This is a genomic window from Limnobaculum xujianqingii (genome assembly GCF_013394855.1).
In the GTDB taxonomy this organism is placed as follows: Bacteria; Pseudomonadota; Gammaproteobacteria; order Enterobacterales; family Enterobacteriaceae; genus Limnobaculum; species Limnobaculum xujianqingii.
Map to the genome: position 1 here is coordinate 599,853 of NZ_JABMLK010000001.1, position 26,217 is coordinate 626,069.

Here is a 26,217-nt window from a genome sequence, read left to right on the forward strand (position 1 = left end):
ATAAATGGAAAACAATATCGTTATTGTTGGTTCAGGTTTTGCTGCCCGCCAACTGGTAAAAACTATTCGTAAGCTTAATAAACAGGTACCTGTTACCTTAATTGCTGCGGACAACTGTGTTGAATATAACAAGCCGGATTTAAGCCACGTATTCAGTCTGAAACAGAGTGCTGATGATCTAACCCGACAATCGGCTGAACAATTTGCTGAAGAAAATAACCTACGGATTTATGCCAATACTTCTGTGACAACCATTGATCGCCCTGCAAAACAGATCGTTTGTGGCGATCTGCGCATTAGCTATCAGAAATTAGTACTGGCAACCGGAGCGCACCCTATTGTTCCCTCTATACCGGGAAGTGATTTGATTATCACCTTCAATAGTCAGGATGAATACCGGCGATATCAGGCTCGTTTGCAGTCAGCAAACAGGGTTATGGTACTGGGTGCAGGATTGATCGGCAGTGAGCTGGCCATGGATTTACAACGTTCCGGTAAACAAGTGATATTGGTTGACCGTGCTCATAGCATATTGCCTCTGTTAATGCCGGTAGAACTCAGCAGTCGTTTGACACATAAATTCAGTCAGACAGGAATTCAATTAGCACTGAATAATGAACTGACCAGCGTAAAAGAAACGGCTGACGGAATAAGTGCCACGTTACGCAACGGGTATATCGCAGAAGTCGATGCAGTTATTGCCTCTATTGGTCTGAAACCCAATATTGTATTGGCTGCTGCATCCGGATTAGAGGTACAACGAGGTATCAGGGTAAATAGCCAGCTACAAACCTCCGATACGGATATTTATGCATTAGGCGATTGCGCTGAAGTCGAAGGTAAAGTGCAGTCTTTTCTGCAGCCAATTCAGCTGGGCGCTATGGTTCTGGCTAAAAATTTACTGGGCGCAGAGGAAAAATTACTGCTCCCGGCAATGCTGGTTAAAGTAAAAACCCCCGACCTTCCACTATTCTTAGCCGGTGAAACTCATCGTCAGGATCTAAACTGGGATATCACCTTAAGCCAGACAGGAATGGTTGCCCGTGGTTTTGATCATCTAAAACAGTTCAGAGCTTTTATCACCAGTGAAAATCATACATCGCAGGCTTTTACTTTACTGCGTGAACTAACGCTTTAATTATTGAACCCTTCTGGAAAAACAGGACGTAATAGATGAAAGAATTACTATGTTATAAAACGATGCCAATCTGGAATAATGAAAACCTACCCCAAAGCTTTACCCAACAGCACAATACTAAAGCGGGAACCTGGGCAAAATTAACCATCCTGCAAGGTACTCTGAGCTTCGCGATGATGACTGAATCAGGAGATACCATCAAAACATTGGTTTTTACCCCCGAAAGCGATACACCGTTTGTAGAACCACAACAATGGCATCGGATTGCAGATTACTCTGACGACATGCAGTGTCAGTTAGCCTTTTATTGCACCGCCGAAGAGTACTTTAATAAAAAATATCAGCTTACTTCGACACATTCTGAAGTTATTGAAGCCGCAAATATTATCCCACCGGGTAAAGTGTTAGATTTAGGCTGTGGTTCTGGCCGTAATGCGTTGTATTTAAATTTGAAGGGATTTAACGTTGCCGCATGGGATAAAAATTCCACCAGTATCGATGCCGTCAATAATCTGATAACTACCGAAGCACTTTCTGGTATTACCGTTAACGTAGTGGATTTAAACAGCATTAATTTTAGTGGTGACTATGATTTTATTCTCTCAACCGTAGTCTTTATGTTTCTGGAGAGGGATAGAATCCCTGCATTGATCGATAATATGCAGAAATCTACGGTCCCAAATGGTTATAACTTAATTGTTGCCGCAATGGATACGGAAGATTATCCATGCCCTCTGCCATTCTCTTTTACCTTTAAATCCGGTGAGTTAAAAGAATACTATCAGGGCTGGGAGATAATTAAATACAATGAAAATGTTGGTCAGTTACATAAAACTGATGCAAACGGTAATCGCATAACCTTGCACTTTGCAACACTGCTGGCCAGGAAGGTTTGATTCGACGTTGCCTGGGTGGATGCGTTACTTAAAACTGCCTGCTGTATCATGATGAAGGTGAACTGAATATCACCGCTCATTACACCGATACAGCAGGCTCACTTAATATGTTTTGCTCGTCAAAAGAACCTGAATCTAAGGACTAATCGCACAAACATTTACCATGGTATTTCCTGAGTATGTACACCCTTCTCTTGTTCCTATTTTATCCGGATGTAAGCAGCCATAAGACACAGTGCCATCACTGTTTGAGGTGCTACTCAATTTTCCTTTGATTTGATTCTTACAACAGCTTTTAAATCCTGAAGGAGTTGAGTAATCACATCTGTTTGCAGCCTGCGTCATGGAGTCCAACCCTGAACGCACAGATGACATTAGCTCCGGATTATCCGAGTTATTAACTGCCATATCGGCCAGTCCATTATTAATAGCTTGCATGGCATCTCCACCGGAAGCCTCGGCCATTATGCCTGCACCAACTATTCCCACGATTTGTGAAACCAACGATGAAGAATCATCATTACTTTCATTTTCCACCGGTAAGGCAGCTATCTCTTCAGCAACCTTCATATGATTTTTTTGAGACTTTTTTCTCATGAAAATATTTATATGTAACCTGAGTAATATATCCATCATTATCATTTCTTATCCTCAAATTTAATGCCAAAGCTCTCCTTTTTTGGCGTTCTCGTTACTCTGATTGAACATTTCACCAACCATCAATTGCTCTTAACAACTTGCAGACTGATTATAAAAGTGCCATATTGTTTGCAAATGCAAGTAATTTGGATGCTTTATGAAATCTACTTCTCCGCGCCCTTATCCACTGGGTATTTACCTTGATATAACCAATCGTCAGTGGCAACTGGCGATGGAAAAGTCACTATATCCCATTCAAATAAACAAGCCTCAATGGCTGGTTCTTAGTGCGATGGATGAGCTCGGCAATGGTTGTAATCTGACTCAAATTGCCGATTTTCTGGCGATGGAAATATCAACGTGTTCGCGGGCTATTTCATGGTTAAACCACAAAAAGTACATAGAAAGAATTGAAGACAAAAATGATAAGCGGGCAAAAGTTCTGCATATCACTAACCAGGGCAAAGAAATGTTGTATCAACTGGATGAAGCCGCTCAGGAAGTGCGTAAAAAAATGCTGGTTAATATTACGCAAGAGCAATACGCGTTATTTCAGCAGGTACTGGATGCCATAAAAACACAGGCCACTGAAATATTGTCGCAAAATGATCCCTTAGATTAATGGCGAATCAAAAGCACTTTCGGTGAACATAATGAGCAAACAAAAACGCAATTTAACGTTACTTCTATTGATCGGTGCTTTGGGAATGATGGCCTTCCCCTCCCACTCAAGCACCTCCCCTGATGATCCGGCATTGCTTGCCAGAGGCGCTTATCTGGCCCGGGCGGCGGACTGTAATGCTTGTCATCGGGGTGTCGCTCCCGGCTCTGCGGATTACAGCGGTGGCCTGGCTATATCAACCCCGATGGGTAATATTATCGCGACCAATATTACACCGTCCGAACAGTACGGGATTGGTCGTTATTCCGAAGAACAGTTTAAACGGGCAGTGACAGAAGGAATTCGCGCTGATGGAACACATCTTTATCCTGCAATGCCTTACAGTGCATACCAAGGAATAAGTGATGCTGATATTCATGCGCTTTATATCTGGTTTCAGCAAAGTGTTCCTGCCTCAGATAATCCACCTCCTGAAACATCCTTAAGTTTTCCCTGGTCAGTCAGAGGATTAATGGCGATATGGAATCCTTTGAATGCTGAACTTCCCGAATCAGTAGCATCACAAAAAAATCCTCAGATAGAACGTGGCTACTATCTTACAGAAGTGCTGGGTCACTGCTCCGCCTGCCATAGCCCTCGAAATATTATGATGGGTGAAGATATGGGGCAGCGTTTTTCCGGAGGTGATATTGGCGGCTGGCATGCACCTAATATTACTGCCGACCCGGTTAGCGGGATTGGTGGATGGAGTGATTCAGACCTGTCGCACTATTTGAAAAGCGGAAATTTACCCGGTAAAGGCACCGCTGCTGGCGGCATGGCTGAAGCTGTTGACCATAGTCTGCGTTACCTTTCCGATAACGATATCAGTGCTATGATCGCTTACTTGCGTCAGATACCCGCCATACGCAATTCTGACGATCTAACCCCTGCATGGCAGCATAATCAAAAACCTCAGACAGCTGAAAACATTGACCATGAAGCGGCGCTACTTTATCAACAAGCTTGTGCTGCCTGCCATCGCTGTGATGGTGAAGGTGCTTATAACAATACTTTCCCTTCGCTAAATGCCAATACCACCACGGGAAGCACCCGCTCTAACAATTTGGTGAAAGTCATTCTTGATGGCGTTCAAAGAGAAGGCGCCAAAAGCGGCGGTAATATGCCCGCTTTTGGCGAAGCATTAACTGACCAACAGGTTGCCCAACTGACCAATTATGTTGCTCATCGTTTTGGTAATCCTTCCAGTCAGGTCAGTGCCAGTGATGTTGCCACTCTGAGAGCCGGGGGAGAAAAACCGCTGATTGTCAGATTATTACCGGTGTTCTATGGCATTGCTGCCGTTGTCATTATTTTACTGATAGCACTGTTTCTCCGTCGTTCTCGTCGTAAAGGAGCCTCACAATGAAATTCATACTAAATGGAAAACCTGTTACGTTTGACGGTGAGCCTGATACGCCTTTGTTATGGGTCCTGCGTGAAGATCAACAGCTAACAGGAACAAAATTTGGCTGCGGAATCGGTGCCTGTGGAGCCTGTACCGTACATGTAGATGGCGAAGCGGTACGCTCCTGTTGTTATCCATTGCTATTGGTAGAGGGGCGACATGTTACTACTATTGAAGGGCTTAGCCCGGACCGTTCGCATCCGGTTCAAAAAGCCTGGATAAAAGAAGAAGTTCCTCAGTGTGGATACTGCCAGTCAGGCATGATTATGGCGGTTTCTGCCGTCATGGCTCGTAAGCCTCTGCCTCCAGAACCTCAAGTTTATAAAGAAATCACTAACATCTGTCGCTGTGCAACTTATCACCGTATTCGCCTGGCAATTCATCGCCTGTATCAGGAACAAGGAGAATAATCATGGCACTGTCACGTCGTCAGTTTTTAAAAAGTGCGGCAATCTTCTCACTGGTTATTCCTTTGATACCCGGAGCCAACGCAGCACTAATTTATAATTCCCCTGAGCTTCCCCCTGATGATTTACCAATGAATGACTGGATCTGGATTGGGGCTGATAATCAGATAGTTATCGGTGTATCACAATGCGAAGTTGGTCAGGGTATCTATACCGGATTAGCTACTGTATTAGCCAGCGAAATGGATGCTGACTGGGATAAGGTTAAAGTTAAATTCGTTATTGGTCGTGATGCCTATCGTCAGGAATCTGGCGGTGAAGAAAGATCTCAATTCGTAGCCGCCTCAACCTCCATGACCAACTTCTATCAGAGAATGCGTGTCGCCGGTGCTCAGGCCAGATGCTTTTTCATCGCTGCCGCAGCACGTGAATGGAATGTTGATGCTCAACAGCTACGCACTGAAAATAGCTTTGTTATTGACGATCATCGGGGTAAAAAAATTGCCTATTCCGATCTCATTCACTGGTCGCAGGATATTCCTCTGGAAGCTAATCCTGCACTGAAAACCGCCGAACAGGAAAAAGGCAGCCTGATTGGTCGTAACCTGCCCCGTATCGATTGTGGCGAGAAAGTTGATGGCAGTGCTGAATTTGGTATCGATGTTCAGGTACCAGATCTGCATATTGGCGTACCCTGGATGGGACCTTCTCTGAATGGCAAACTGGGCAGCATTCGTAACGAAAAACAGATCCTTTCTCTGCCAGGTGTCATTGCTTTAGTTCGCACTCGCCACTGGTCAACGCTGAATATGGCACGACTGGACCCGGATATGGCTCCTAATACCATTATTGTGGTCGCAAGAACTTACTGGCAGGCGAAAAAGGCTGCCGATCGGCTGGATGTGGAGTGGATATTCAGTGATAAGGATAATTTTTCCAGTGAAACCATTAACCAGGATAATAAAAAGGCACTGGAAAGTGATGATTTCATCACTGCGACCAATATCGGTGATGCTCAGGGAATCATAGATAATGGTCGAAATAGCTCCCGGTTTCATGAAGCTCGTTACAAAGCACCCTACATCACCCATGCCACCATGGAACCCTGCAATGGCACATGCTATGTAGAAAAAGATCGGGTCACCGCCTGGGGGCCTTTTCAGGGACAGGATCTAGCCCAAAAGCTGATATCAATATTTGCCGGGGTACCTATTGAAAACGTCACCCTGCACAACACACTTCTTGGTGGCAGTTATGGGAGGAAATATATTCCCGACCCTGCTATGCATGCCTGTCTGGCGTCGAAAGCTACGGGTAAACCGGTTAAAGTGATTTATCCTCGCGAGGTTGATATTCAACATGCCTATTATCGTCCCGGAAACACCAGTCATTATCAGGCATTGCTGGATGAGGATGGTTATCCTTTAGCCCTATGGGCTCGCTACGCTGGTCAGGGATTATTCTGGCAACTACATCGTTCACGGGTAACAAAAAACGGTGGCTGGGATGAAACCATTGTTGAATGTGTCTACAACACCCGCTATGACCTTCCTGCACTTAAAGTGGAGTCGATAACCGTTGAGCAAAATATCTCCCTGAGCTTTCTTCGCGGTGTAGGTAGCGTTGCCAGTATCTTCTTTCTGGAAAGCTTCATTAGTGAACTGGCTATCAAAGCCAATAAAGACCAACTTGAATACCGCATGCGACTGCTAAAAAATGAGCCTGAAATGCAGCGAGTATTAAAAGCGACGGCGGATGCCGCAGGTTGGGGTAATCCTCTGGCGGATAACCATTATCAGGGAATGGCCGTCAATATCTGGGTGGCACGAGATGAAGCTTTTATCAGTTATGTGGCTCTGGTTGCTGAAATAGAAGTTCTGGGTAGTGCATGGAAGGTCACCCGAATGGTATGTGGTGTGGAGTGCGGTAAAGTGATCAATCCGGGGCTTATCAAAGCAAACATCGAAGGTGGGATTGGTTTTGCGCTGAGTGGAGCCTTACACAGTCAGCTTCATTTTGAACATGGAGGCATCGTGGAAAGTAACTACAATAATTACGGTGTACTTCAGCTGTCAGAGCAGCCAGAAATTGAAGTGGTTATTCTTGATAGTGAACGTGCCCCGCAAGGTTGTGGTGAAGTTTCAACTGCGGTAGTTACGCCAGCTATTGCCAGCGCATTACAGGTTGCCACGGGCAAAACCTACACTGAAATGCCCTTCCCGGCTATTTTAGAGCGTTAGATGCCAGGAATATTGCTGATCGCCGCAGGCAAAGGTGAACGCTACCGGGCGGCTGGCGGAAAGGGAGAGAAACTCATGGCTCCCCTTTCTGCTCATCATGGCCGCCCACTTTTCAGCGTAGTACTGGAAACCGCGATCGCCAGTCAACTGCCGCTACATATTGTTACCCGTCCGGACAACATCCCCATCATACAACTGGCTGCTGATAACGGTATTGCAGTAACCCTGCTTAACAGCCAGAGTATGGGGGAAAGTATTGCAGCGGGAGTAAAAGCGACCGATGACTGGGATGGCTGGCTAATACAACCTGCTGATATGCCAGAAATTACCGTCAGGGATTATCATCGTATCGTACAGGCCCTGCAACACAGTTCGCAGGCCAGACTTTATTGGCAGGAGCAGCCCGGTCATCCTGTCGGGTTCTCTCAACAATGGCGAGATGCGTTATGCCAGCTCTGTAATGAAGAAGGCGCTAAAAACGTGATTAACCATTCATTGCTTAGGCTAAACGGCCATCCGGGTGTGGTTATCGATCGTGATTTTCCTGAAGAATAGTTGCCAGATTTTTATGTTTTACAATATCTGCCATCACAGATAGTGCAATTTCTGAAGGGGTTTTGCTGCCAATATCCAGACCAACAGGGGCATGCACTCGTTCTAATTCTGATTCGGTTAACCCTCCTGTCCGGGCCAGTCTTTTCAATCGATTCTCACTGTTTTTAGCCGAGCCCATTACGCCGATATAAAACGCCGGGGTATTTACGGCCTCCATAATAGTTAAATCATCCATGCGAGCATCATGTGTCAGCGCCACTATCGCGGTCTGAGGATGACAACCTTCAGTCTCCAGATACACAGCAGGAAACTGCTCCAACACACTGATGGGCGAGCTGACTAATGGAAGTAATTGTGTCAAAAACTGCGGACGAGGTTCACAAATAACAACTTCAAACCCCAAACTATAAGCAAAGGAGACGCAATATTCAGCCACACTGGACCAGCCAGCCACAACCAATCGTGGAGATGCACCATGCCAGATGGTTACCATTCCCGTTGATAGATCAACGCCTGGAGCGCTTCTCTGATTCACGTCATTCAGACTATGGCAGGCATGGGACAATATCAGCTGTTTTTGCAAGGGTTGACTGCCATTCACCGCGGCAAGCATTCTTTTTAAATAGCGTTGCGTATTGTCATCGGGCTGCAGAAACTCAACCAATACATCCAGCCTGCCGCCACAAGGCAATCGGGTATCCGGCTCCAGTCCTCCATCACCATAGGTTACAATTTGGCTGAGTTGGCGCCACTGCCCGGCTTTTATCTGGCGAAGAAAACTCTGTTCGACACAGCCGCCGGATAATGATCCACACCAGTTACCCTCGGCATTAACCACCATCAACGCCCCAGGAGATCGCGGTGAAGAGCCCCAGGTTTTTAGTACCGTACATAACCAGACCGGCTGAGCTATTGCCCAGTCAATGGCTTGAAGAATAACTCGTTGGTCAGTTGGAAGTGATGAAGTAACCATAAGCCTCCCGGACAGACATTGCTCAGATAGGTTAACTCAGTTGTATCATTATTTGCATTTGCAAGCAAATAGCTTTGATTTTGACCAAAGCCATTGTCAGAACAGAATAGATTATTGGTGGAATTTGATGGAGATTATGAGCCGGGAACGTTGCGGGTCATTTCACCGCAAGCTTAAAACTATTATCTATTCGCATAAAAATCTCATCTACAGACACAGAGCCATCCAGACGAATAGTTATCCAGTACTTTTTGTTCATATGGAAACCGGGAAAATACTTTTTGCCGTCGGTAAGTGCAATGATGTCATCAGGGTCCATGCGTAAATCAAGGATCTCAATGCGCTCTTCCCCATCTAAGCCTAACTTATTATTTTTTATCGTTAATATTGCACCGTACCATTTTGCATTATCCTGACGTCGAAAAATGGCATTATCAGGCGTACGAGGCCATAAGAACTCCAGCTCATCATGGTATTTATCTCTGATAAATTGAATGACTTGCCTGGTTACCGGGCTTTTAAAAACATCAGGTATAAAGCATACCTTCGCGATATCAGTTAAAACCCGTTCATACTCTTCACGAAGTTTTCCAACAAACGCGCCGGTGGTTGCCACAACATGATGAAGCACATAATCCTCTCCAGTGGACGTATCAATGACCGTCGTTGATACAACGCCTTGGGATGAAACCACCACCGTCATTTCAAACTGACCTTCAATCAAATCCGTTAAGTAAACATAACGGTTGTCATGTTGGTTAAATCCGTAAGCCAGTAGTTTCTGGATATCCACTTTACGACGACCAAATATATCGATAATGCTTTTCATCTGCTGTTTTCCGCCCTGTCCGGTAACCGTATCGAGACTTTCTTTATCGCTATATTTAGGCATATAAATGTGCGCATAAATACCTGAAAATTCAAATTTGCGAAGCAACAGGGGAAATTATAAAAAATGCCTACCGTACAAAAACCGTCTTAGCGTAGGATATTTTCTGCTTAGTTAATTTTAGGGATGAAACAACATGCTCTCAGCCATTCAGCTTTCGCCTGCACAGGCGTTTGACTTCCTTCTTTCTGTTGCCACCACCAGACCGGTATTTATGTGGGGAGCGCCGGGGATCGGAAAAAGTGCATTAGTGCAGAAGTTTGCTAATGAAGTTGGCATGGAATGCGTATCACTGCTCGGCAGTCAGCTTGCACCGGAAGATTTAATGGGTATTCCTCAAATTGATGGTGAATGTTCGCGTTTCTTTCCCCCTGTGAATATTGTACGTAGTGAGCCATTTATCCTGTTTCTGGATGAGCTAAATGCGTCATCTCATGAAATTCAGAAGGCTTTCTATTCATTGATTCTTGAGCAGCGTGTCGGTGAATATCGACTGCCAAAAGGCACCATTGTTATAGGTGCTGGAAACCGGGCAAAAGATGCCGCTATAGTCAAACCAATGCCTTCCGCATTGATTAACCGTATGGTGCATATTCATCTACGAGCCGATCATCGGCAATGGTTGGACTGGGCCATTAATGAGTCTGGAATTCATCCATGGGTGGTTGAATATATTCAACTGCGTCCGGATCAGCTCTGGAATGAACCACCAAAACATGAAGAACCTTTCTCTACACCACGCAGCTGGCATATGTTATCTGATGCATTGCACTCCTTTGGCAACGATATTAGTGATGAGATGCTTGAGGCTCTCATTTATGGGCTTCTTTCCCCTTCCCATGCGGGTGGTTTTAAAGGTTTTATCAAACAAATTCGTCAAAAATTCACTATAGTTTCAATCATTAAAGGTGATGCTAACTGGCCAGAGGCACCGGGCGATCGTGATATTCTCTATTTTCTTGCTCAGGCTTTTAGGTCTCATTTGTATAAAGAGTTACCTGCTGAAGAATCTGCATTGAAGGGAGAACACCGACAGCTAGCCATACAGGCAAAAGATCGGTTGAAATCACTGGCACGTATTAGCGTTGAAATTGCTCAATCGGTCATGAGTGAAGACGATCAGGGGCGTAAACTTCCTTCCTGGTTTTTATTAGAAGTGGCACGGGACCTTCCACGGTTAGCGGTTCGCTAATGAGCAGGGAAAAAATACGCAATAATCCAGCACTGGAAGCTTGTCATGAAGGCATAACCCTTATCAATAATCACCGCCTGTTCGAACCCATATGGCGAGAAATACGCTGTCATTTTGATAATGATGGGCAGTATGTTTCCTCAAAAGCCTGGCTGGCTATCTCACCGAATGGTGACATCTGGCTTAATGCCAAACGTCATGCAACACCACAGCAATGGTCAAGAATGATAGCTCAAGGGCTGGTAACGTTGGGATTTGGTTTAATTCAGAAACGTTCACCCCAGATGTTATGGGAACTTGCGACATTAAGCGTAGTTAATAAATTCTGCGATGAACTCAAAATTGGTCCTTTGCCCGGTGAATTGCAGAACTGGCCTTTTCCTGAACAGCTGAGTAACGATGCGGAAGTGGTATTTCGTGAATGGGTAGCCGATGGTTATCCGGACTTACTCAGGCAATGGCATCATATCTGGTGTGGCGGTTCAGGCTCATGGTTTTGCCAGTTGGAGGCTCCTCCTCGTCGCTGGGGGCAACCAGTCGACTGGAAAGCGCTCTTTGTCGAAGGCATTACCCAAAGCGTCCAGCAGGCGTTGGAAATTGCGGGTGGGCATTTAGCGACTGACGCTCGTCCTAAAGTTTTGACAGTGGCACAAAAAGCCCGCCGCCAACTAATGGACTATTTTCCTTTATTGGGTGCTCTGGCTGCCAGCTTTGATATTGAAGAGGATATTCATTTATGTAGTCAATATGATATCCGCGTAGCCGCTATTGATGTTGGAGCACATAAAATTTGGATGAACCCGAGTGCCAGACTCAATCAGGCTGAATGTCTGTTCGTATTTGCCCATGAATTGCTTCATGCAGGTTTAAATCATACTTCTCGTCGACGTGGACGCGACCCATTGTTGTGGAATGTTGCCTGTGATTTTTCAATTAACAGTTGGTTAATTGAAATGCAGGTCGGTACGCCACCATCATTAGGTTTGTTATATGATTCTCAGTTTGCAAATTCATCCAGCGAAGAGATTTATGACATTCTGGCACAGGATGTGCGCCGGGCCAGAAAACTGATTACCTTACGTGGAAATGCCGGTGAAGGTGATATTCTGGGTAACGACGAAGGTTCTATTTTTGTCAATGCGGAAGCGTGGTGCCGCAGAGCTTTAAATCAAGGACTTGAACGCTGTTTGTATGGTTCTTCGCGTGGAACAATGCCAGCAGGACTGATCGAGGAGATTCGCAGTCTTGCTCAACCACCGATCCCGTGGGATGTTCGACTTGCCGAGTGGTTTGATGAGCATTTTCCACCACCAGAATCCCATCGTAGCTATGCGCGCCCCTCCCGGCGTCAGTCGGCTACGCCCAATATTCCACGCCCTTCTCTGGCTAAACCTTCAGATGAAAGTCGCCTGTCCCGGGTATTCGGCGTGGTTTTGGATACCTCCGGTTCAATGGACCCTGTTCTGTTAGGGAAAGCGCTGGGCGCTATTGCCAGCTATTCGCTGGCCCATGATGTTTTTATGGTGCGCTTAATCTGCTGTGATGCTCAGGCTTACGATCGTGGTTGGGTTGAGCCGGAACAATTACTTTATCGTTTCACCCTTCAGGGGCGAGGCGGCACAGTATTACAACCGGGAATCGATCTCCTTACCCGGTTATCAAAACAGGGTGATTTTCCCAGCGTTGGGCCGGTGTTGATAATTACCGATGGATATTGTGAAAGTCAGATTAATATCTCGATGGAACATGCATGGTTGCTGCCGGAGGGACGGCGTTTACCCTTTGTTCCTCGTGGTGAGCAGTTCAGAATACAGTGAAATACGATTTGAGAGATTCGATGCAAATAATGACCAAAGATATATTCTCGTTTCCTGTCATTTTCACCGATGATTACGGCACAAACGATGTATTGTGTTATTCCAACGGATATTCCTTGCAGTTAGAATTAAGAGGCATTCGACTAACGGGTACCTCTTTTAATCTTCTTTCGTTTTCTGATGGGGATAGGCAAAAAGCATTGGCTACATTTGTCATGGATAAATTCGATACTATTGAAGGTTTATTCTGCGTAAAACTGCCACTATCGATTCAGAAAGATACGGTGATGACATCAGGCGTTCTGTTATTAAATTTTGATTACCGGAATGAGAAAAACGATATTACATTTTCTCTCGAATACAATAATCAAACATACGGCACTACAGGGGTATTCTCATTTGTAGAGGATGTTCTCATCACTCTACAAAAACTGCTGCCTGAGGGTTGCCGACTTCGCTGTTGTATGTCATGTCGTTTTTCAAGCTACCACCCTGTGGGTAATAACGATTTTGGCGCTTTGGCCTGTTTCAGGTTAATGAAAGGTGACGTTGTAACTGTCGATGATAAACATTCACTGATGGATCTGTGGGATAAAAGCATTAAAGAAAACAAACACATTACCGTACAGGAAACATTTATCTGCCCCGAGTATGATGAGAATACTGGCGCGGTATGGATGTATAAAAGCTTTTAAATAGCGTTCTAGATTAGTTTATGGTTTAACAAAGTTACCGTTGCTTAATGACAGCCAAAATGGCTCCCATCCATCAGGTGGGTCCCACTCACCAGAGCCATAAATAATATTGTTCCGAATATCATTAATGATTACACCATCAATAGCGCATTGTTTTGACTGCCAGACTATTCCCGTATTTATATCAACCAGAAAAATATATGAGAAGGTAGCTACCAGAAAAGTATCACTGAGTACTTCGGCGAAAATATCGGGAACCGGATATAGATAACCAACATAGTCATGAAGAAATATGCTTTTTACTTCACTCGAGGCTATATCAAATAAATGAGCATGCTGACCATATAACACTGCAATTGTCTTATCATTACAAAGAACGTCACAAAAACACTGCTCAAGCAAATAGCCGTCCTCGTCTATCTCTGCAAAAATGCCAAGAATAATAACAGGCTGATTATTTTTACAGACTAAGACTTCTCTTCTTATCGTTGAACGGCTGGAGAAAGAATTAATATCGACTCTGCAAAGATGACTGCTTATATCATTACTATTCTGATTAACATCAATAAATTGCGCGCTGTATTCCATATCTGACTCTTCGTCTATTCATTCTATTTTGATCGTTTTGCAGGCGTCCCTGACCATAACAGCAGATTTTCCGGGCTCATACTGATATCAGGTGCATAACGATCAAATCGGATATCCATATTCTGTGCAGCTATCAGATTACGTTGAGCACCGCGATGACCTTGTTCAGCAGCTTTGGTATACCAATCAATAGCCAGTTGAGGCTCCTGATCAATTCCTCTTCCTTCCTGACAGGCAATACCCAATAGAAACTGTGCGTCTGGTACGTTTTGAGCGGCAAGTTTATGCAGAATGTTAACGGCCTTTTTGCACTGAGTGTTATCACCACTGTTTAAATAGAATATTGAAAGGCAACATAAAGCCTCTGTATTATTTTGAGCGGCAGCTTTTTGGCACCAGTAAAATGCCTTTTCGCTGTTTCGTTCAACTCCTTCACCATGTTGATACATATAAAACAGATTGAGCTGTGCCTGAAAATATCCCAATTCCGCAGAGCGCTGAAGGCAAGAGAAACCTTTTTCTCTGTCTTGCAAACATCCTGTTCCATCGTCATACATATAGGCCAGGTTAAACAATGAGATAGGATGTTGCTGTCCGGCTGCCTGTTGATACCAATACACCGCTTGTTTACTATCCATTTCAACTGCACCACCAAAATGATATTCGCTCCCCAATCTGAATTGGGCTTCGCTAAAATTATTCTGTGCAGCGCGTTGCCAGTAAAGGATCGCTTTATTCCAATCTTTTCCTAAAAACGTTTCATCATAATAGATAGTACCCAGCGCGTATAACGAGTACGGATGATCTTCTTTTTCTATTGCTTTGAGATACCAAAAGGTCGCCTGTTGATAATCTTGCTCAACGCCTTCACCTAAATGATATAACCGCCCAAGATTATGTTGTGCTTTTGCATTACCAAGTTCTGCTGCCTGACGATATAAAGACAGTGCCTGTTTTATATCCGCAAGGACCCCGGAACCATGTTCATATAGCAGACCAAGGTTATTTTGAGCATTAGTACTTCCCTGAACGGCCGCTTGCTCATACCAATAAACAGCCTGTGAAAACTCACTCTGAGCTACATAACGTTTGGCCAATTGAAACTGCTCTTCTGCATCCGTTGGCGAAGAACGTCGGGATAAAAAACGAGTAATGAAATTCAACTATGCATCCCTGTAAATACCTTTTATTTCATCGCTTCCGCATGCAACCTAAACGCTTTCAAGGTCTCAAACGGCCCATCGACAACAAACTGGTTTGCCAGCCAGGCAGGAACACTACCACCTGGTTCTGCCGCTACCTGATAAATAACTTTGGTGGTTTGCGCATCAACAGGAATGAATTTCCAGAATCCATCAAGTTTGGTGATACGAATATGCCCCTCAGCAGGCGGAACGTTTTGTGGTAATGCAGTGATGTTAACGGTAATGGTGCCATCTTTATCCTGCTCTGCACGGCTGAGGATCGACAAATCCCGATCGGATACTGGCCACGCAGTTTTAATTTGTGAGTAAGCCCAGTAATTGTAGCCTTCTTGTTTAATCAGTCGGGCCTGTTTACAGCCGTACATTAATCGACAGGAAAGAGGCATATCCGCCAACATTGTGGCAATAACCTGTGGCTGGGCTTTGATAGTAGTTTCAGCGCGATAGGCTTTAAATGAAGAGTCTGCAGGAGTAGATAAGAATACGCGAATATCTTCTTTATCAACGGCAAGCTGCCAGTTATCCGCATGGGCCAATGAACTAATAAACAGCAGGAGTAGCGCAATAATACGGTATGACATGATGAGTCCTTTTTAGTCAGCTGTTCCCTATTTCTGGCAGTATATCAGCTCAATGGCGGATTTAGTGTTTCTTAATCACCTTACCAATAATCTGAATAAAAACAATATCTCATGCCGCATTGGGTGCATCATAAGCTTTGCGTTTAATCTTCGGGTTGTTAGTATGGGTTGGTGCTAAATGCAGTGGTAGCTGATATCAATAATTTAGGGATAAATGATGCTCTCTTTTCCATCCCCTGAGGCCTATATCTTCTGGTGGCTATTATTACCGGTTTTGTTCTTTCCCTTTTATTTTGTGCCATTTTTCTTAAAACGATACCGATATGTATTGATCTACTGCACAACGGTTGCCGTTATTGCTCTGGCGCTACTGTACCAGTTCAGGCACTCTTATCAGGGCTCAGAACTGATGCTCTATACCGTTTCTGCTGTCGTCTTTAGCGGAATTATCAGATGTATACAGCTGTTTTGGAAAAATCAGCGAAAAAAAATAGCTACGATAGGCGCGATCATTTTCTACGGTATTCTGCCACTTTCAGGTGGCCTATTCTGGCCGGTATATTTAGTCGGTGTTCCCCTATGGGAATCCTGGGAAAACCGACCTGACAAAGATTGTATTGCTAAGGGGCGCTTAATATCGCTTGAACCGGGGGTGATTTACCGTCTGCATCCTGTTTATGGTGATGATTTTTGGGTCGTACAGGGCGATGAAACCTTCAATGTTTCCTCTAAGAAGTTTTGCCAGTCTTTTTCTACTGATGTGGCGTTTCCAATAGATAAACTGGAATTTAGTTTTTATGAACTTTGTCGCTCGCCACAAACGTCCTGGCAAAAGGCTTATTGTGCGGGAAACTCGCAGAGTCTGAGGTTAAGCAATTTAATATTAAAACGTTCAGCATCAGACAATGAAAGCGGCTGGCAACAATTACAAGAAGCATTAAACGGCTCGCGAAACATTCAACGATTGCAGGGACAATTGCCCTATAGCCCTTATTACTACACCGACTGGTTGCAAACCGTTCAGTTTGATAGTGGAGTTACGACCTATGAATTCTATCGTTCTGGTGTGAGTACGGTGGTTAAACATCCTGACTGGTTACATCAGCAACCAGAACCTGTGGTACTCAATTGTTCACAAGAGTATTACGTTAGGTGCAACACGGCTTATCTTTACCGTGATAGCCTGTATATCCGTTATTCCTATAATCGCGCTAAAGATAACCAGCGATATGATTTTGATGAAGATGCCCGACATATTTACGATAGTAACTACATCAATACACAACTTAATGCCGCTCGGGAAGCTGCCAGTATTGCTGAAAAGTTCCTTGAAGAAATGCGGGTATATTAACGGTATTAATTAACAAAAACGGCGGAATCACTCCCGCCGTTTTTTCAGTATTAACTCAATAAAAATAAACTACGTTACTGATTGTAGCGCGCGAAATCTTTTGATACCGGTTTGAATTTCTTTTGATACTGAGCTGCTAATGGCGTTTTAAAAACATTTGATACTAAAAAGATGGGTGACAAAATAAACGAGAGGTAACCCTCTCGTTTTATCATGAACAATAATTGAACATTATTTTGGCAGTGGTGGCCATTCAATATCAGGGTATTTTGAAGCATCAATCCTATTAAGCAATACGCGGTATTTACGCCATTCATTATATAGCCGCTTTTCCTCATCAGTAGCCATATCAAGGTCAATAGCGTCTTGTAGGGGCGTGATAATGACACTTGCTTCAGCTAATTTCTCAGTTCTTTCTGCGTTCGCTATTTCCATCACTTGCTCGTATGTCAGTGGGGGGATATCTCCCCAAGCAGGTAAGCCATCACGCCCGGCAATACGGCGCTTTCCATCAGGCGGGGTACCTGAAAACTCATTAAAAATATCAAGAGAGATATTAATAGCATCGTCAGGCCATGTTCCTGCCGTCTCATAATTTTCTTTACTATCAAATAAATAAAACGCATTTGTCGTTTTGCTATAAAAAATCATTATACTTTACCTTCTGCAATCCAATAAAACGCATTTGTGCTACCCGTAATAGTGCCTGTTCCATCAATCTTATAAGCGCGACAGACTGCACCGACATTAGACGACGCAGCATCATTGATAATGATTGACTGTATGGCTGTTGGCACTGACGACTGTTTATAACCAAAATAGACAGCATCCGGTTTTACCGAAAAGGCAATCGGGTAGTTGATTGTTACATCACCACTCGCATTAGCAACAGACGTTCCCCACTGTCGGATATATCCACCAGGGAGACGTTGAAAACCCGAAGCCCCCAGACTCCCGGCTGACCCGACACTTGAGCTGAATGACGACATGTCGGGTATTTGATTTACTCCAGTACCAACACTTCTTTTTGCCGCATCTTTCAAACCCAAATTTTTCAGAGCCTCCTCTATATCAGGAAGATCCGCAAGATTACCATCTTTAGTTAGTTTTGAATTAATTACCCCTGAAAGCTGGTTTAAATTCCCCTTTTCAAGCGACAGGCCAGCGCCAGTAATTGCATTAATCAGCTCACCCTGAACGATATTAAACCACGCCGCGCCAGGGTAGCTGGGCGGACTTTCAGTAAACCAGCGGGGCGTTGAGCTAACCGCTTCACCTACTGGCGGCATCGTACTGACGCCTGATTCATTATCAAGAAAGTACATGTCTTATTCCTCAGATAGATAGACAAAATGAATATGAGCCGGACGATAACGATCAAGCAGACACTCTAAATCGCCGTAATCGTAAACCTTTAAACGCGTCGTTACGTCATCAAGGACCGTCATATCGTGTAAAAATGGCGCGCCGATATAAACATACGCTGTCCACCAGTTTTCCTCCGGATAAAGCGGATAAGTACAAGTTCGCAGACAGTGATGTGGGTAATACTCACGAATTTTAATGTTGTAACCGCGCTCTGCGGCCAGTTGTTCAAAAAAACGGGTACAGAGTGAACCGGTCATCTTCAACTTGGCCGCCAGAGCCAGACGTCGGTTATCAATGGTCAGGTCGTCACCGCCCGGGCAGTCCGGGAGCCCTGCGAAAGCCTCCCAGTCAGGCAGGAGCATAAAGGCATTATCAGCAAACGACTCACCCTATAGTCGGTCGCCTATGGTATCAATGCGCGCCAGTTCGTCCCCCAGACCTAACATGAGCTTACCCAGTTGACTGTCCGGCGAACGTGTCCAGGCTCGCCCAATCGGCAACAATGCCAGCCCGGCCTGTTGATACTGTTCCGGGGTCATTGCCATGTGATATCACCTAACACAATCAGCTCATGCTCCCGGGCGTAAACATCCCCGGAGAGTGAGACGATTTTCCCATCCGTCACACCGTCAGCCGTTGCTACGGCTGCATCCATTTTTGACTGGTACGCCATACCACCCGGCTCGGCATCAATCAGTAAATCCGTTAACGCAGCAGTAACGGCGGCCTGTGTCGCGGGTGTTTTAGGTGAAAGACGAATAACCGGATTTAAGGGGAGTTTTTTCGGGCCTGAGACAATCAACTCAACACAAGGCGGCTTACCCTCCCACTGGTTAGTCAGGGGGTTAATGTGCGCGGTAATGTAATCATTAACGCGTTCAATATCTGCTCCTGTCGGGAAGATATCCGACTGACCATCGAGCACAAACAGAACGGTAATAACGTTACGGCCAAAGGTTGAAAAGCACCAGGCTCGCGTCACACCGGCACACTCCAGCGCCCAGCGAATGTAATCATGTGTATTACCGCCACTGGGTGGGTACTGAACACGAAGCAGCAGACGCGAACGCAACGAATCAACGCTCTCAATCGCCGCGCCACCGCTGATAGTGGTTGATGCCACAATGGCCGCGCTCTTGACGTTCACCACCGGGGAAAGCAGCTCAACCTTAATGTTAGCGGCGGTATTTCCCGACGTTCCGACCTCCACGGCCTCAACGGGTACCTGAACGTTACCGGCATCGGAGACCATCACGGCCGAGGTAGATGTAAAAATCACACCATCCTGACGCTGCCAGCGTGTACCGATATCAATAACAGCCTCGCCGACGGTGTCAACCTGGATAATGCCACTGGCGGCGGTGGGCTGTTTACGCCATACCCCCCAGAACTCACAATGACGTAGCAGGATATCGTCATCAGCCAGGTGAGGCACAATGTTTCGTGCAATCCAGGACAGGCGGCCATACAGGCCGTAAGCATTCGCGGCGGCTGATGCGGCCACGCCCTCAGTGGCAAGGTTTGACGTACCAGTCCGAGTTTCGATATCCGTGCGGGTTCGGGTCAGTAACTCGCTTAATGTCGGTGATATATATGGCATTTAAACCCCGTTTAAACTGGCTTTAAACGACATCGGCAAAGTTTCGCCGTCGTTTAATAAAATGATAATAGTGAGCAGCAAAACGCCGTTTTCCGGATTGGTGGCCGTTACGCGATAATCGCGAATGAGTCCGGCTTTTGGCATCCAGACCAGCGCTTCATCGGCGTAAGTCCGAGCCTTTGTGATGACCGTCTGTAATTGCTTTTCACGCGACAATAACCAGAGCCGGGAGCCCAGAAGCTCACCGCGCCAGGAGTCACACCACCACCCGCGCCGGTCGGTCCCGCCGTCCGGTAATTCATCCGAAGACTGGGCCCGCCTGTCCGTAAACAGCGAGGCGATAACGTTGGTGGTGATGTTGTCACCCGTCAGACTGTCGAGCACGATATCGGCATCGTTCATCTGCCAGACCAGAGATATCATTATTGCGCCTCATCTGTCAGGGCACCGTCATGTTCACGGTGTCGGTGTGTTTTGCCACTAATACCACCACTGATATGGTCGGCGGCCTCACTGGTGCCGGTGGTGGTACTGTTCCCGAGTATAGAGACATTGCCCGCAAATTGAGTTTCACGTGCTTCAAACACAACTTCATCCGCGACAACCTTAAAGATTCGGCAAGTCACTTCGGCCACACCATCTTCCGTCAGGAGAAAGTGATGTCCGTCCATATGGTAAAGCGCACTGTCACCGGGTTTGAGTGAGCCGAGGCGAGTGGCTTTATTATCGACCACAACCGCGACCAGGTGCTCACGCATCCCACCGACGGAAAGGACAATCGCTTCACTGCCTGCCGGCGGGACGCTGGTATGGCCGTAATTCTGGAAGCGTTCGACATCATCGGCGGTGTCATCGTCCAGGATACTGATTTGAAGGTTTTGCGTCTTCAGGCTGTCATTGATGACATTCACCACAGCACGGGAAACCAGCAGTTGCATACGGCGCTTTAAGCTATTGAAGGCTTTCATCAGTACCAGAGCCCCCCTGAACCACCCGAACCGCCCGCGCCGGTACTTTCCTTTTGCGCCGGTTCATCAAATCCGGCCGCCGGCATCAGGGTCAATTTTGTGGTGGTACCGCCGTCATTGGTGAGCGACAGTTCCATCTGAACGATAAGGAGTTCACGCTCGGTATAACCTTCGTCAGGCACATCCAGCACCACTAGGCGGTTAGGCATCCATAGCGCCTTATCACGGGTAAACCAGTCGACCACCTCAACCACTACCGGCTGGCCGTGCGCCATTGCCCGGCGGCGCTCCCAGTCAGCACGGGAACGACTTTCATCTGAGTTTTGATTACTGTCGGCCACAATGACGGTCGGGCGATAACGGGTAATTTCCGTATCGGTCATGTCAACGCGCACACCGGTCGACTGGTGGGCGGTTTGTTCATCCCCCCACAGGCCACCGGCCGTTGATGACCCCAGCACAATGTAGTCGCTGAAGCGCTCAGACCAGGAGGAACGCATATTGATATATTTGATATTCTCACCAAAGCGCAGGACTTCCAGACGTTCCGTGCCGGCCGTGGTGAATATCAGGTCACCGGCCGCATTACTGTTAACCATCACGCCACGGTGTCGGGCGGCTTTCGCCAGGTTCTCAAAGACGGTTTCGCCGGGTTCGACTTTCCATACCCGAAACGGCTTCGCGGCCGTCTGTGTCGTCACTGACCAGACGACACTCACACCAAAGGGCTGACACAGGTCACGGGCAATGGTTTCAAGGGAAGCATTGCGCCACTGGCCGGACTTATACCGGGCGGCGCAGTCCACCAGGTCACCGGTCTTGTCACGACCTTCAGCGACAATGGTGCGGGTCTCGGCGTCAATAGTTCTGTCCATCGTGTCAATGTAGCCGCTGATAACCACCTGGCCGTTAATCTCCACACGGCAGGGTTGCCCCTCTTTCAGCGGGACATCCTTATCGGTACGGGTACGTGTCAGGCCGAGACTGAACTGACCGCTCAACTCTTCAATACTGCGGGTGACGCTTATCTCCGTCCAGCCGGTGTATATCTTGTTACCGACATAAAGCTCTATGGTGTTACTTATCATCTATTACCTCTACCGGCTCACCACCACGCACGAACGTCGGGTGCCTTAGTGCGTTACGCTGTACAAAACGGAATATCGGGGTACTGTCACCGGTCGCGCGGTACAGAATAACCAGCGCCGGCTCGGTAATGTTAGGCGTAACCAGGCGCGCATCCGGTAACGCGGCGGCGGCCTTTTTCATTTGTTCCAGGAACGTCAGACGCAAACGCTGTAAGCGTAAGGTGGTGTTAAACCAGAACGCATCCGCAACGCGGACATACTCGACGGCCAGCTCGTCGCCCAGTTCGTCAGCAATGCGCTCGCAATCCTCCAGCGTCTCGACCAGTGGGTGGTCATTCGTTAGCAGTTCTTCACGCTCGGTATCCAGGATGACCACGCTGTCATCGATAACGACCGACACCACGTCATCCTTACGACCTTTGATAATGTCGCCGGCATCACTGACGGCACTCTGTGCAAGTTCGCTCAGTGCGGAGATAATCACCGCTGACCGGATAGATTCCTGCATTCTGGCCGCTGCCGGTCGCTCGCTTAACGGCATGTTTTCGACACTGACGATGATTGAACGCAATGCACGCTGCGTGCTCGGTTTGGAGCCTTTCGACCCTGACGAGGTAAAGCCCTGAAACAGGTTCGTCAGGTTGCTGATAAGCTTTTTCGGCGACTTTATCAGGTTACCGATAGCGCCCTGCAACCCCTGAACGGTACCCAGTAACGAACCAAATCCGCCCAGGCTACTGAGGCCGGTGATAACGTTGGTGATGTTATTGACCACATTGGTCGCAAACGTGACCACCGCTTCAATATCGGCGGCAACGGCGTTGATGGTATCCCAGGCGTCAGCAACATCATTCGCGATGGCATCGAGCAGGCTGGCGTTCTGGTCAAGCAGTTCTGCTTCGCCATCAATCTCCGCCTCCGGCGACTCGTCCTTCTCGGCGATACTGAAGGTAAGTTGAAACATGGCGATGCGCTGTTCCTGCGTCGACAGGCGACAGTTCCAGGTTTCCACCTGCACATATAACGAGCCGTGGTAAGGGTGTTCCAGGTCGGCCGGTTCAGGCTCACGCAGGGCAGCAATCAATGTTTCCTTTTGCTCCAGGTAATCATCACCAATCAGCACACAGAAAACAGAAAACTCGTCAGCCGTGGCCCCCATGTTCTCCACCTTGCCAGTCTGACGGCCGGGGAACATATGTTTAACGATACGGTGACCACCTGACTGGTTGCTGTCATCGATAACGTAAAACGGCACACCACGAAACGACCCTTTACCGGTCGGTGGTTGAGCCGTAATTTTGTCCCATAAGGTGCTCCAGATACTCATTAATAGGCCCCCGTATAGGTATTGCCGGTATTCACCGAGATACCCACGCCGCTGGATTTAACCTGTGTTGAGGCAACAGTCGCCCCTGGTGGCAACTCAACTTTGAGCTTGATTTCACCTTCAGGTGGTTTAGGGGGCACCGGCTGCTGACCGTAAGGCATACCGAGCGCCGTCGGAATGTTGTCCTGTTGTTGCTGCTGGTAAGTAGTTACCGGCGGCAGTTCTTTGGGCTGTGACTCATTACCGACTATCGCGTCCCAGAACTCGCCCCAGGTCGGAGCCTCCCGAATGCGGTTAAACCGGTCCGACTCACCAAAAACCGCGACCAGGGCATCATCAACAATGGGGGTGACTTCGGAGGCAATTATCCCGGCAAGACCAGCTTTCATGACCATGCCGCCACCACCGCCAGCCACGAAACCGCCGCCGCCATTTTTCCCGCCACCGCCACCCAGTCCACCCACAGGCCAGTTAGTGACGAAAACAGCCTGAGTACCGAGCGCACCATCACCGCCAGCGCCGCCTGCCGGGTCGGTACCGTTTCCGCCCTGGCGACCTTTCCACCATTTACGGGCAGCTTTACCGCCACGATAAAGCTTACGGATAGCCAGCGCGCCACCGACACCAATGGCAATATTTTTCAAAATATCCGCGTAGCGTTGCAGTTCTTCAGGTGACAGTCCGTTGATGGCATCGGCAAAGTCCTGGATAGGTTTTGCCAGATTAAGATTCGCCCAGCGTTCGCCGGCATTGGTTAGCGACGTCAGCGCACCATTAAAGGTCTGTACGCTACGTGACGCCTTCTCATTCACCAGTCCGTCGGTTGTGATATCCGGCGCACGTAGTTGTTGCTGCTTATCCTGGTCGTTAAACGACATGGCAAGCTCCAGCATGTCACCGCTGAATACCTGACTCAGGTTGCGCTCTTTGTATTTAGACCGGTCACCGATATCCAGCATCAGGTCACCGGGTGAAACAAACTCGCCTTTTGATTTATCCTTCCAGACCTTCACGCCGTTACGCTCCAGTATCCGGCGTTTCTCTTTGTCCTTGAGCGCATCGTGCATTTGCTGAAGGGCGGCGGACGTCTGACCGCTGCTACCGAACTCGGCATCACCCAGACGCTGCATTGCCAGTAACTGGTAAAGTTGCTCCGGCTTTTGCCAACTGGTGCCATGAGTCAGGTTAATCAGGCCGTCCAGTTGTTCATTAAGGTTGCCGGTACCAATAGCGGACAGTGACGCGAAACCGTCATACACCTTGAGCATGGCGCTCGCATCTTTAATGCCTTTATTCCACAGCGTACCGGTATACTTACCGGCCGTGGCGGCTTCCAGTCCGATACCTTTAATCGCGAGCGCAAGGTTATCCATGTTCTCAATCAGCGCAACCGGATCGTTGGTTTTCTCCAGGAACTGGTCAACGGCCGCCATCACATCCGCATAAGGCAACTTACGGTTGCTGGACGTCTGCCACATCAGGTCGTCAACTTCCTTCATCTGGTCTGCGGTCATGTTGTACCGGTTACCCAGATTGACCAGTTGCTGCTGTTGGTCGCCGACCCGTTTACTCATCATGACCAGGCCGCCACCGGCAACAAACGTCGCCAGCTTATTGTCGAACTTATCCAGCAGGTTATTAACCTGACCCGTCGCGCCCTGGAACAGACGCATTGAGCGTGAACCATCCGCGCCCAGGGAGCGAATGGAAGAACCAAACCGACGGGCCTGGTTAACCACATTACCGGTCAGGTCAACAATAAAACGGGCGCGGTTGTTGGTTGTCATTGTGATAATCCAAGCAAGTTGTAGTATCGGATAAGTTGGGACAGCGGCAGGTTAAAGGCCCAGACCGGACCCGCACTCAACCGACATCCCACCGTCAGGGCAACGCGTTCAATCCCCCGAACGCGTTGCAGGCTCTCGCCCCTGACTCTCAACCTCCTCACCTAAACGTAATTCCTGAAGCGCCATAATGCTGTCGTTAAGCAGACCAAAATCACGTTGAGACAGCTTTCCAAGCTCGGCCAGTGAGACCGGCCCCTGTACAGGCCCGATACTGACCACCGCACGACGCATCATTTCATAGGTCATCTGAGACGGACTACTGACCAGCTTTGCACCCTGACGGGTTTCGACTACGCGCTCACTGGCGGTCTGAGCGGTCATCATGTCGCCGGCCGTCAGTTCGCGGATGACGACCTCCTTGTGGGTTACCTGGTTATCCTCCTTACCAACAACCAGGCCATCAATTAATGTAATATTCATCAGAGTTCCTGTGCCTCAATACCGTTAAAGGTGGTGGAGATATCGCCTTCACCCACCAGGGAGGATTCGCCAGTATTCCAGGCGCGAGCAATCAACCATTTTTTACCGATATCGGCTTCAAAAATGAGGGTGACTTCCTCCATCCCGTTTAGTTCTGCCATGGAAATATCTTCATGATTGGGAATGGTCGCGGTCACAATGGAGGGTGCCGGCGTGCCTTTCCAGCCATAAACCCGGTGACCGGTAACCGGTGCGCGGGTCAGGCCTCCCAGGGTCAGGTTAGCCCCCGGCAGGGTGGGATATTCACAGCCATTCACCCGAAGTAAGGCCGTCCCCTGATAACGTAAAGTGGTCATTTAACCCC

28 protein-coding genes and 1 pseudogene are annotated in these 26,217 nt (G+C 47.4%); 11 read left to right on the forward strand and 18 right to left on the reverse strand.

Annotation, left to right across the window (positions count from 1 at the left end):
• The first annotated feature begins 4 nt into the window (after positions 1 to 4).
• On the forward strand, positions 5 to 1,138 hold the full coding sequence (gene norW / locus GOL65_RS02465; RefSeq protein WP_140918631.1) for an NADH:flavorubredoxin reductase NorW: 1,134 nt from the start codon (positions 5 to 7) through the stop codon (positions 1,136 to 1,138).
• 35 nt (positions 1,139 to 1,173) lie between these two features.
• Positions 1,174 to 2,034, forward strand: coding sequence for an SAM-dependent methyltransferase TehB (gene tehB / locus GOL65_RS02470; protein ID WP_140918632.1), 861 nt, complete (start codon positions 1,174 to 1,176; stop codon positions 2,032 to 2,034).
• 135 nt (positions 2,035 to 2,169) lie between these two features.
• On the opposite strand, the gene GOL65_RS02475 is transcribed toward tehB, so the two are convergent.
• Positions 2,170 to 2,670 carry a hypothetical protein gene (locus GOL65_RS02475; protein ID WP_140918633.1) on the reverse strand — a complete coding sequence of 167 codons (501 nt, stop codon included), beginning with the start codon at positions 2,668 to 2,670 and terminating at the stop codon, positions 2,170 to 2,172.
• Between the two features lie 160 nt (positions 2,671 to 2,830).
• Here GOL65_RS02475 and GOL65_RS02480 point away from each other — a divergent pair, with 160 nt between their 5' ends.
• The 5 genes from GOL65_RS02480 to GOL65_RS02500 are packed head-to-tail and all read left to right on the forward strand — an operon-like array spanning position 2,831 to position 7,944.
• On the forward strand, positions 2,831 to 3,295 hold the full coding sequence (locus GOL65_RS02480) for a MarR family winged helix-turn-helix transcriptional regulator (RefSeq protein WP_140918634.1): 465 nt from the start codon (positions 2,831 to 2,833) through the stop codon (positions 3,293 to 3,295).
• 31 nt (positions 3,296 to 3,326) lie between these two features.
• On the forward strand, positions 3,327 to 4,703 hold the full coding sequence (locus GOL65_RS02485; protein WP_140918635.1) for a c-type cytochrome: 1,377 nt from the start codon (positions 3,327 to 3,329) through the stop codon (positions 4,701 to 4,703).
• A complete protein-coding gene (locus GOL65_RS02490; RefSeq protein WP_140918636.1) occupies positions 4,700 to 5,152 on the forward strand; it encodes a (2Fe-2S)-binding protein in 453 nt (150 codons plus the stop codon). The genes GOL65_RS02485 and GOL65_RS02490 overlap by 4 nt, the downstream gene beginning before the upstream one ends.
• A 2-nt stretch (positions 5,153 to 5,154) precedes the next feature.
• Complete coding sequence (locus tag GOL65_RS02495; protein WP_140918637.1) at positions 5,155 to 7,389, forward strand: xanthine dehydrogenase family protein molybdopterin-binding subunit; 2,235 nt, start codon at positions 5,155 to 5,157, stop codon at positions 7,387 to 7,389.
• Positions 7,390 to 7,944, forward strand: a complete 555-nt coding sequence (locus GOL65_RS02500; protein ID WP_140918638.1) for a nucleotidyltransferase family protein — start codon at positions 7,390 to 7,392, stop codon at positions 7,942 to 7,944.
• Here the strand turns inward: GOL65_RS02500 and GOL65_RS02505 are convergent.
• Together GOL65_RS02505 and GOL65_RS02510 are read right to left on the reverse strand one after the other, a co-directional pair.
• The gene (locus GOL65_RS02505; RefSeq protein ID WP_140918639.1) at positions 7,916 to 8,917 is read right to left on the reverse strand and encodes an XdhC family protein; all 1,002 of its coding nucleotides are present in this window, start codon (positions 8,915 to 8,917) and stop codon (positions 7,916 to 7,918) included. The two genes, GOL65_RS02500 and GOL65_RS02505, sit on opposite strands and share 29 nt — an antisense overlap.
• A gap of 157 nt (positions 8,918 to 9,074) precedes the next feature.
• Positions 9,075 to 9,809 carry an MmcQ/YjbR family DNA-binding protein gene (locus tag GOL65_RS02510; protein WP_228723035.1) on the reverse strand — a complete coding sequence of 245 codons (735 nt, stop codon included), beginning with the start codon at positions 9,807 to 9,809 and terminating at the stop codon, positions 9,075 to 9,077.
• A 133-nt stretch (positions 9,810 to 9,942) separates the two neighbouring features.
• Between GOL65_RS02510 and GOL65_RS02515 the strand changes: the two genes are divergently transcribed.
• From GOL65_RS02515 to GOL65_RS02525, 3 genes are read left to right on the forward strand one after another with little or no spacing between them, the layout of a single operon-like run.
• Positions 9,943 to 10,998 carry an AAA family ATPase gene (locus GOL65_RS02515; protein ID WP_140918640.1) on the forward strand — a complete coding sequence of 352 codons (1,056 nt, stop codon included), beginning with the start codon at positions 9,943 to 9,945 and terminating at the stop codon, positions 10,996 to 10,998.
• On the forward strand, positions 10,998 to 12,815 hold the full coding sequence (locus GOL65_RS02520) for a vWA domain-containing protein (RefSeq protein WP_140918641.1): 1,818 nt from the start codon (positions 10,998 to 11,000) through the stop codon (positions 12,813 to 12,815). The genes GOL65_RS02515 and GOL65_RS02520 overlap by 1 nt, the downstream gene beginning before the upstream one ends.
• 20 nt (positions 12,816 to 12,835) lie before the next feature.
• Positions 12,836 to 13,510, forward strand: a complete 675-nt coding sequence (locus tag GOL65_RS02525; protein ID WP_140918642.1) for a DUF6304 family protein — start codon at positions 12,836 to 12,838, stop codon at positions 13,508 to 13,510.
• Between the two features lie 18 nt (positions 13,511 to 13,528).
• Here the strand turns inward: GOL65_RS02525 and GOL65_RS02530 are convergent, their stop codons facing one another.
• From GOL65_RS02530 to GOL65_RS02540, 3 genes are read right to left on the reverse strand one after another with little or no spacing between them, the layout of a single operon-like run.
• Positions 13,529 to 14,098 (reverse strand): hypothetical protein, encoded by a 570-nt coding sequence (locus GOL65_RS02530; RefSeq protein WP_228723036.1) that lies wholly within the window; start codon positions 14,096 to 14,098, stop codon positions 13,529 to 13,531.
• A gap of 23 nt (positions 14,099 to 14,121) precedes the next feature.
• Complete coding sequence (locus GOL65_RS02535; protein WP_140918643.1) at positions 14,122 to 15,261, reverse strand: SEL1-like repeat protein; 1,140 nt, start codon at positions 15,259 to 15,261, stop codon at positions 14,122 to 14,124.
• Between the two features lie 23 nt (positions 15,262 to 15,284).
• Positions 15,285 to 15,884, reverse strand: a complete 600-nt coding sequence (locus GOL65_RS02540) for an START domain-containing protein (RefSeq protein WP_140918644.1) — start codon at positions 15,882 to 15,884, stop codon at positions 15,285 to 15,287.
• A 214-nt stretch (positions 15,885 to 16,098) separates the two neighbouring features.
• Between GOL65_RS02540 and GOL65_RS02545 the strand changes: the two genes are divergently transcribed.
• Complete coding sequence (locus GOL65_RS02545) at positions 16,099 to 17,235, forward strand: hypothetical protein (protein ID WP_140918645.1); 1,137 nt, start codon at positions 16,099 to 16,101, stop codon at positions 17,233 to 17,235.
• A gap of 231 nt (positions 17,236 to 17,466) precedes the next feature.
• Here the strand turns inward: GOL65_RS02545 and GOL65_RS02550 are convergent, their stop codons facing one another.
• The 12 genes and pseudogenes from GOL65_RS02550 to GOL65_RS02600 form a co-directional block, all read right to left on the reverse strand.
• Positions 17,467 to 17,886 (reverse strand): tail fiber assembly protein, encoded by a 420-nt coding sequence (locus GOL65_RS02550; protein ID WP_140918646.1) that lies wholly within the window; start codon positions 17,884 to 17,886, stop codon positions 17,467 to 17,469.
• The gene (locus GOL65_RS02555) at positions 17,886 to 18,560 is read right to left on the reverse strand and encodes a gp53-like domain-containing protein (RefSeq protein WP_140918647.1); all 675 of its coding nucleotides are present in this window, start codon (positions 18,558 to 18,560) and stop codon (positions 17,886 to 17,888) included. The genes GOL65_RS02550 and GOL65_RS02555 overlap by 1 nt, the downstream gene beginning before the upstream one ends.
• Before the next feature lie 3 nt (positions 18,561 to 18,563).
• Positions 18,564 to 18,974, reverse strand: a pseudogene (locus GOL65_RS02560) (YmfQ family protein); the annotation flags it as partial.
• Positions 18,975 to 18,992: 18 nt separating this feature from the next.
• A complete protein-coding gene (locus GOL65_RS22130) occupies positions 18,993 to 19,148 on the reverse strand; it encodes a hypothetical protein (RefSeq protein ID WP_228723038.1) in 156 nt (51 codons plus the stop codon).
• Positions 19,139 to 20,203 carry a baseplate J/gp47 family protein gene (locus GOL65_RS02565; protein WP_140918649.1) on the reverse strand — a complete coding sequence of 355 codons (1,065 nt, stop codon included), beginning with the start codon at positions 20,201 to 20,203 and terminating at the stop codon, positions 19,139 to 19,141. The genes GOL65_RS22130 and GOL65_RS02565 overlap by 10 nt, the downstream gene beginning before the upstream one ends.
• A complete protein-coding gene (locus GOL65_RS02570; protein WP_322091293.1) occupies positions 20,204 to 20,605 on the reverse strand; it encodes a phage GP46 family protein in 402 nt (133 codons plus the stop codon).
• A gap of 20 nt (positions 20,606 to 20,625) precedes the next feature.
• A complete protein-coding gene (locus GOL65_RS02575) occupies positions 20,626 to 21,171 on the reverse strand; it encodes a phage baseplate assembly protein V (RefSeq protein ID WP_140918651.1) in 546 nt (181 codons plus the stop codon).
• On the reverse strand, positions 21,171 to 22,259 hold the full coding sequence (locus tag GOL65_RS02580; RefSeq protein WP_228723039.1) for a phage baseplate assembly protein: 1,089 nt from the start codon (positions 22,257 to 22,259) through the stop codon (positions 21,171 to 21,173). Before GOL65_RS02580 ends, GOL65_RS02575 begins: the two co-directional genes overlap by 1 nt.
• Complete coding sequence (locus tag GOL65_RS02585; protein WP_140918652.1) at positions 22,249 to 23,586, reverse strand: DNA circularization protein; 1,338 nt, start codon at positions 23,584 to 23,586, stop codon at positions 22,249 to 22,251. The genes GOL65_RS02580 and GOL65_RS02585 overlap by 11 nt, the downstream gene beginning before the upstream one ends.
• Positions 23,586 to 25,373, reverse strand: coding sequence for a hypothetical protein (locus tag GOL65_RS02590; protein WP_140918653.1), 1,788 nt, complete (start codon positions 25,371 to 25,373; stop codon positions 23,586 to 23,588). The genes GOL65_RS02585 and GOL65_RS02590 overlap by 1 nt, the downstream gene beginning before the upstream one ends.
• Before the next feature lie 108 nt (positions 25,374 to 25,481).
• Positions 25,482 to 25,853, reverse strand: coding sequence for a phage tail assembly protein (locus tag GOL65_RS02595; RefSeq protein WP_140918654.1), 372 nt, complete (start codon positions 25,851 to 25,853; stop codon positions 25,482 to 25,484).
• The gene (locus GOL65_RS02600; protein WP_140918655.1) at positions 25,853 to 26,209 is read right to left on the reverse strand and encodes a phage tail tube protein; all 357 of its coding nucleotides are present in this window, start codon (positions 26,207 to 26,209) and stop codon (positions 25,853 to 25,855) included. The genes GOL65_RS02595 and GOL65_RS02600 overlap by 1 nt, the downstream gene beginning before the upstream one ends.
• Positions 26,210 to 26,217: the final 8 nt, after the last annotated feature.

Excerpts from the sequence above, each read along its gene's own strand:
- GOL65_RS02575 (WP_140918651.1), bottom strand. The coding sequence starts at position 21,171 with ATGAAAGCCTTCAATAGCTTAAAGCGCCGTATGCAACTGCTGGTTTCC.
- tehB (WP_140918632.1), top strand. The coding sequence starts at position 1,174 with ATGAAAGAATTACTATGTTATAAAACGATGCCAATCTGGAATAATGAA.
- GOL65_RS02500 (WP_140918638.1), top strand. The coding sequence starts at position 7,390 with ATGCCAGGAATATTGCTGATCGCCGCAGGCAAAGGTGAACGCTACCGG.
- GOL65_RS02495 (WP_140918637.1), top strand. The coding sequence starts at position 5,155 with ATGGCACTGTCACGTCGTCAGTTTTTAAAAAGTGCGGCAATCTTCTCA.
- GOL65_RS02595 (WP_140918654.1), bottom strand. The coding sequence starts at position 25,853 with ATGAATATTACATTAATTGATGGCCTGGTTGTTGGTAAGGAGGATAAC.
- GOL65_RS02530 (WP_228723036.1), bottom strand. The coding sequence starts at position 14,098 with ATGGAATACAGCGCGCAATTTATTGATGTTAATCAGAATAGTAATGAT.
- GOL65_RS02585 (WP_140918652.1), bottom strand. The coding sequence starts at position 23,586 with ATGAGTATCTGGAGCACCTTATGGGACAAAATTACGGCTCAACCACCG.
- GOL65_RS02490 (WP_140918636.1), top strand. The coding sequence starts at position 4,700 with ATGAAATTCATACTAAATGGAAAACCTGTTACGTTTGACGGTGAGCCT.
- norW (WP_140918631.1), top strand. The coding sequence starts at position 5 with ATGGAAAACAATATCGTTATTGTTGGTTCAGGTTTTGCTGCCCGCCAA.
- GOL65_RS02580 (WP_228723039.1), bottom strand. The coding sequence starts at position 22,259 with ATGATAAGTAACACCATAGAGCTTTATGTCGGTAACAAGATATACACC.
- GOL65_RS02505 (WP_140918639.1), bottom strand. The coding sequence starts at position 8,917 with ATGGTTACTTCATCACTTCCAACTGACCAACGAGTTATTCTTCAAGCC.
- GOL65_RS02555 (WP_140918647.1), bottom strand. The coding sequence starts at position 18,560 with ATGTACTTTCTTGATAATGAATCAGGCGTCAGTACGATGCCGCCAGTA.
- GOL65_RS02475 (WP_140918633.1), bottom strand. The coding sequence starts at position 2,670 with ATGATGGATATATTACTCAGGTTACATATAAATATTTTCATGAGAAAA.
- GOL65_RS02515 (WP_140918640.1), top strand. The coding sequence starts at position 9,943 with ATGCTCTCAGCCATTCAGCTTTCGCCTGCACAGGCGTTTGACTTCCTT.
- GOL65_RS02600 (WP_140918655.1), bottom strand. The coding sequence starts at position 26,209 with ATGACCACTTTACGTTATCAGGGGACGGCCTTACTTCGGGTGAATGGC.
- GOL65_RS02485 (WP_140918635.1), top strand. The coding sequence starts at position 3,327 with ATGAGCAAACAAAAACGCAATTTAACGTTACTTCTATTGATCGGTGCT.
- GOL65_RS02570 (WP_322091293.1), bottom strand. The coding sequence starts at position 20,605 with ATGAACGATGCCGATATCGTGCTCGACAGTCTGACGGGTGACAACATC.
- GOL65_RS02565 (WP_140918649.1), bottom strand. The coding sequence starts at position 20,203 with ATGCCATATATATCACCGACATTAAGCGAGTTACTGACCCGAACCCGC.
- GOL65_RS02590 (WP_140918653.1), bottom strand. The coding sequence starts at position 25,373 with ATGACAACCAACAACCGCGCCCGTTTTATTGTTGACCTGACCGGTAAT.
- GOL65_RS22130 (WP_228723038.1), bottom strand. The coding sequence starts at position 19,148 with ATGGCAATGACCCCGGAACAGTATCAACAGGCCGGGCTGGCATTGTTG.
- GOL65_RS02550 (WP_140918646.1), bottom strand. The coding sequence starts at position 17,886 with ATGATTTTTTATAGCAAAACGACAAATGCGTTTTATTTATTTGATAGT.
- GOL65_RS02510 (WP_228723035.1), bottom strand. The coding sequence starts at position 9,809 with ATGCCTAAATATAGCGATAAAGAAAGTCTCGATACGGTTACCGGACAG.
- GOL65_RS02545 (WP_140918645.1), top strand. The coding sequence starts at position 16,099 with ATGATGCTCTCTTTTCCATCCCCTGAGGCCTATATCTTCTGGTGGCTA.
- GOL65_RS02480 (WP_140918634.1), top strand. The coding sequence starts at position 2,831 with ATGAAATCTACTTCTCCGCGCCCTTATCCACTGGGTATTTACCTTGAT.
- GOL65_RS02520 (WP_140918641.1), top strand. The coding sequence starts at position 10,998 with ATGAGCAGGGAAAAAATACGCAATAATCCAGCACTGGAAGCTTGTCAT.
- GOL65_RS02525 (WP_140918642.1), top strand. The coding sequence starts at position 12,836 with ATGCAAATAATGACCAAAGATATATTCTCGTTTCCTGTCATTTTCACC.
- GOL65_RS02540 (WP_140918644.1), bottom strand. The coding sequence starts at position 15,884 with ATGTCATACCGTATTATTGCGCTACTCCTGCTGTTTATTAGTTCATTG.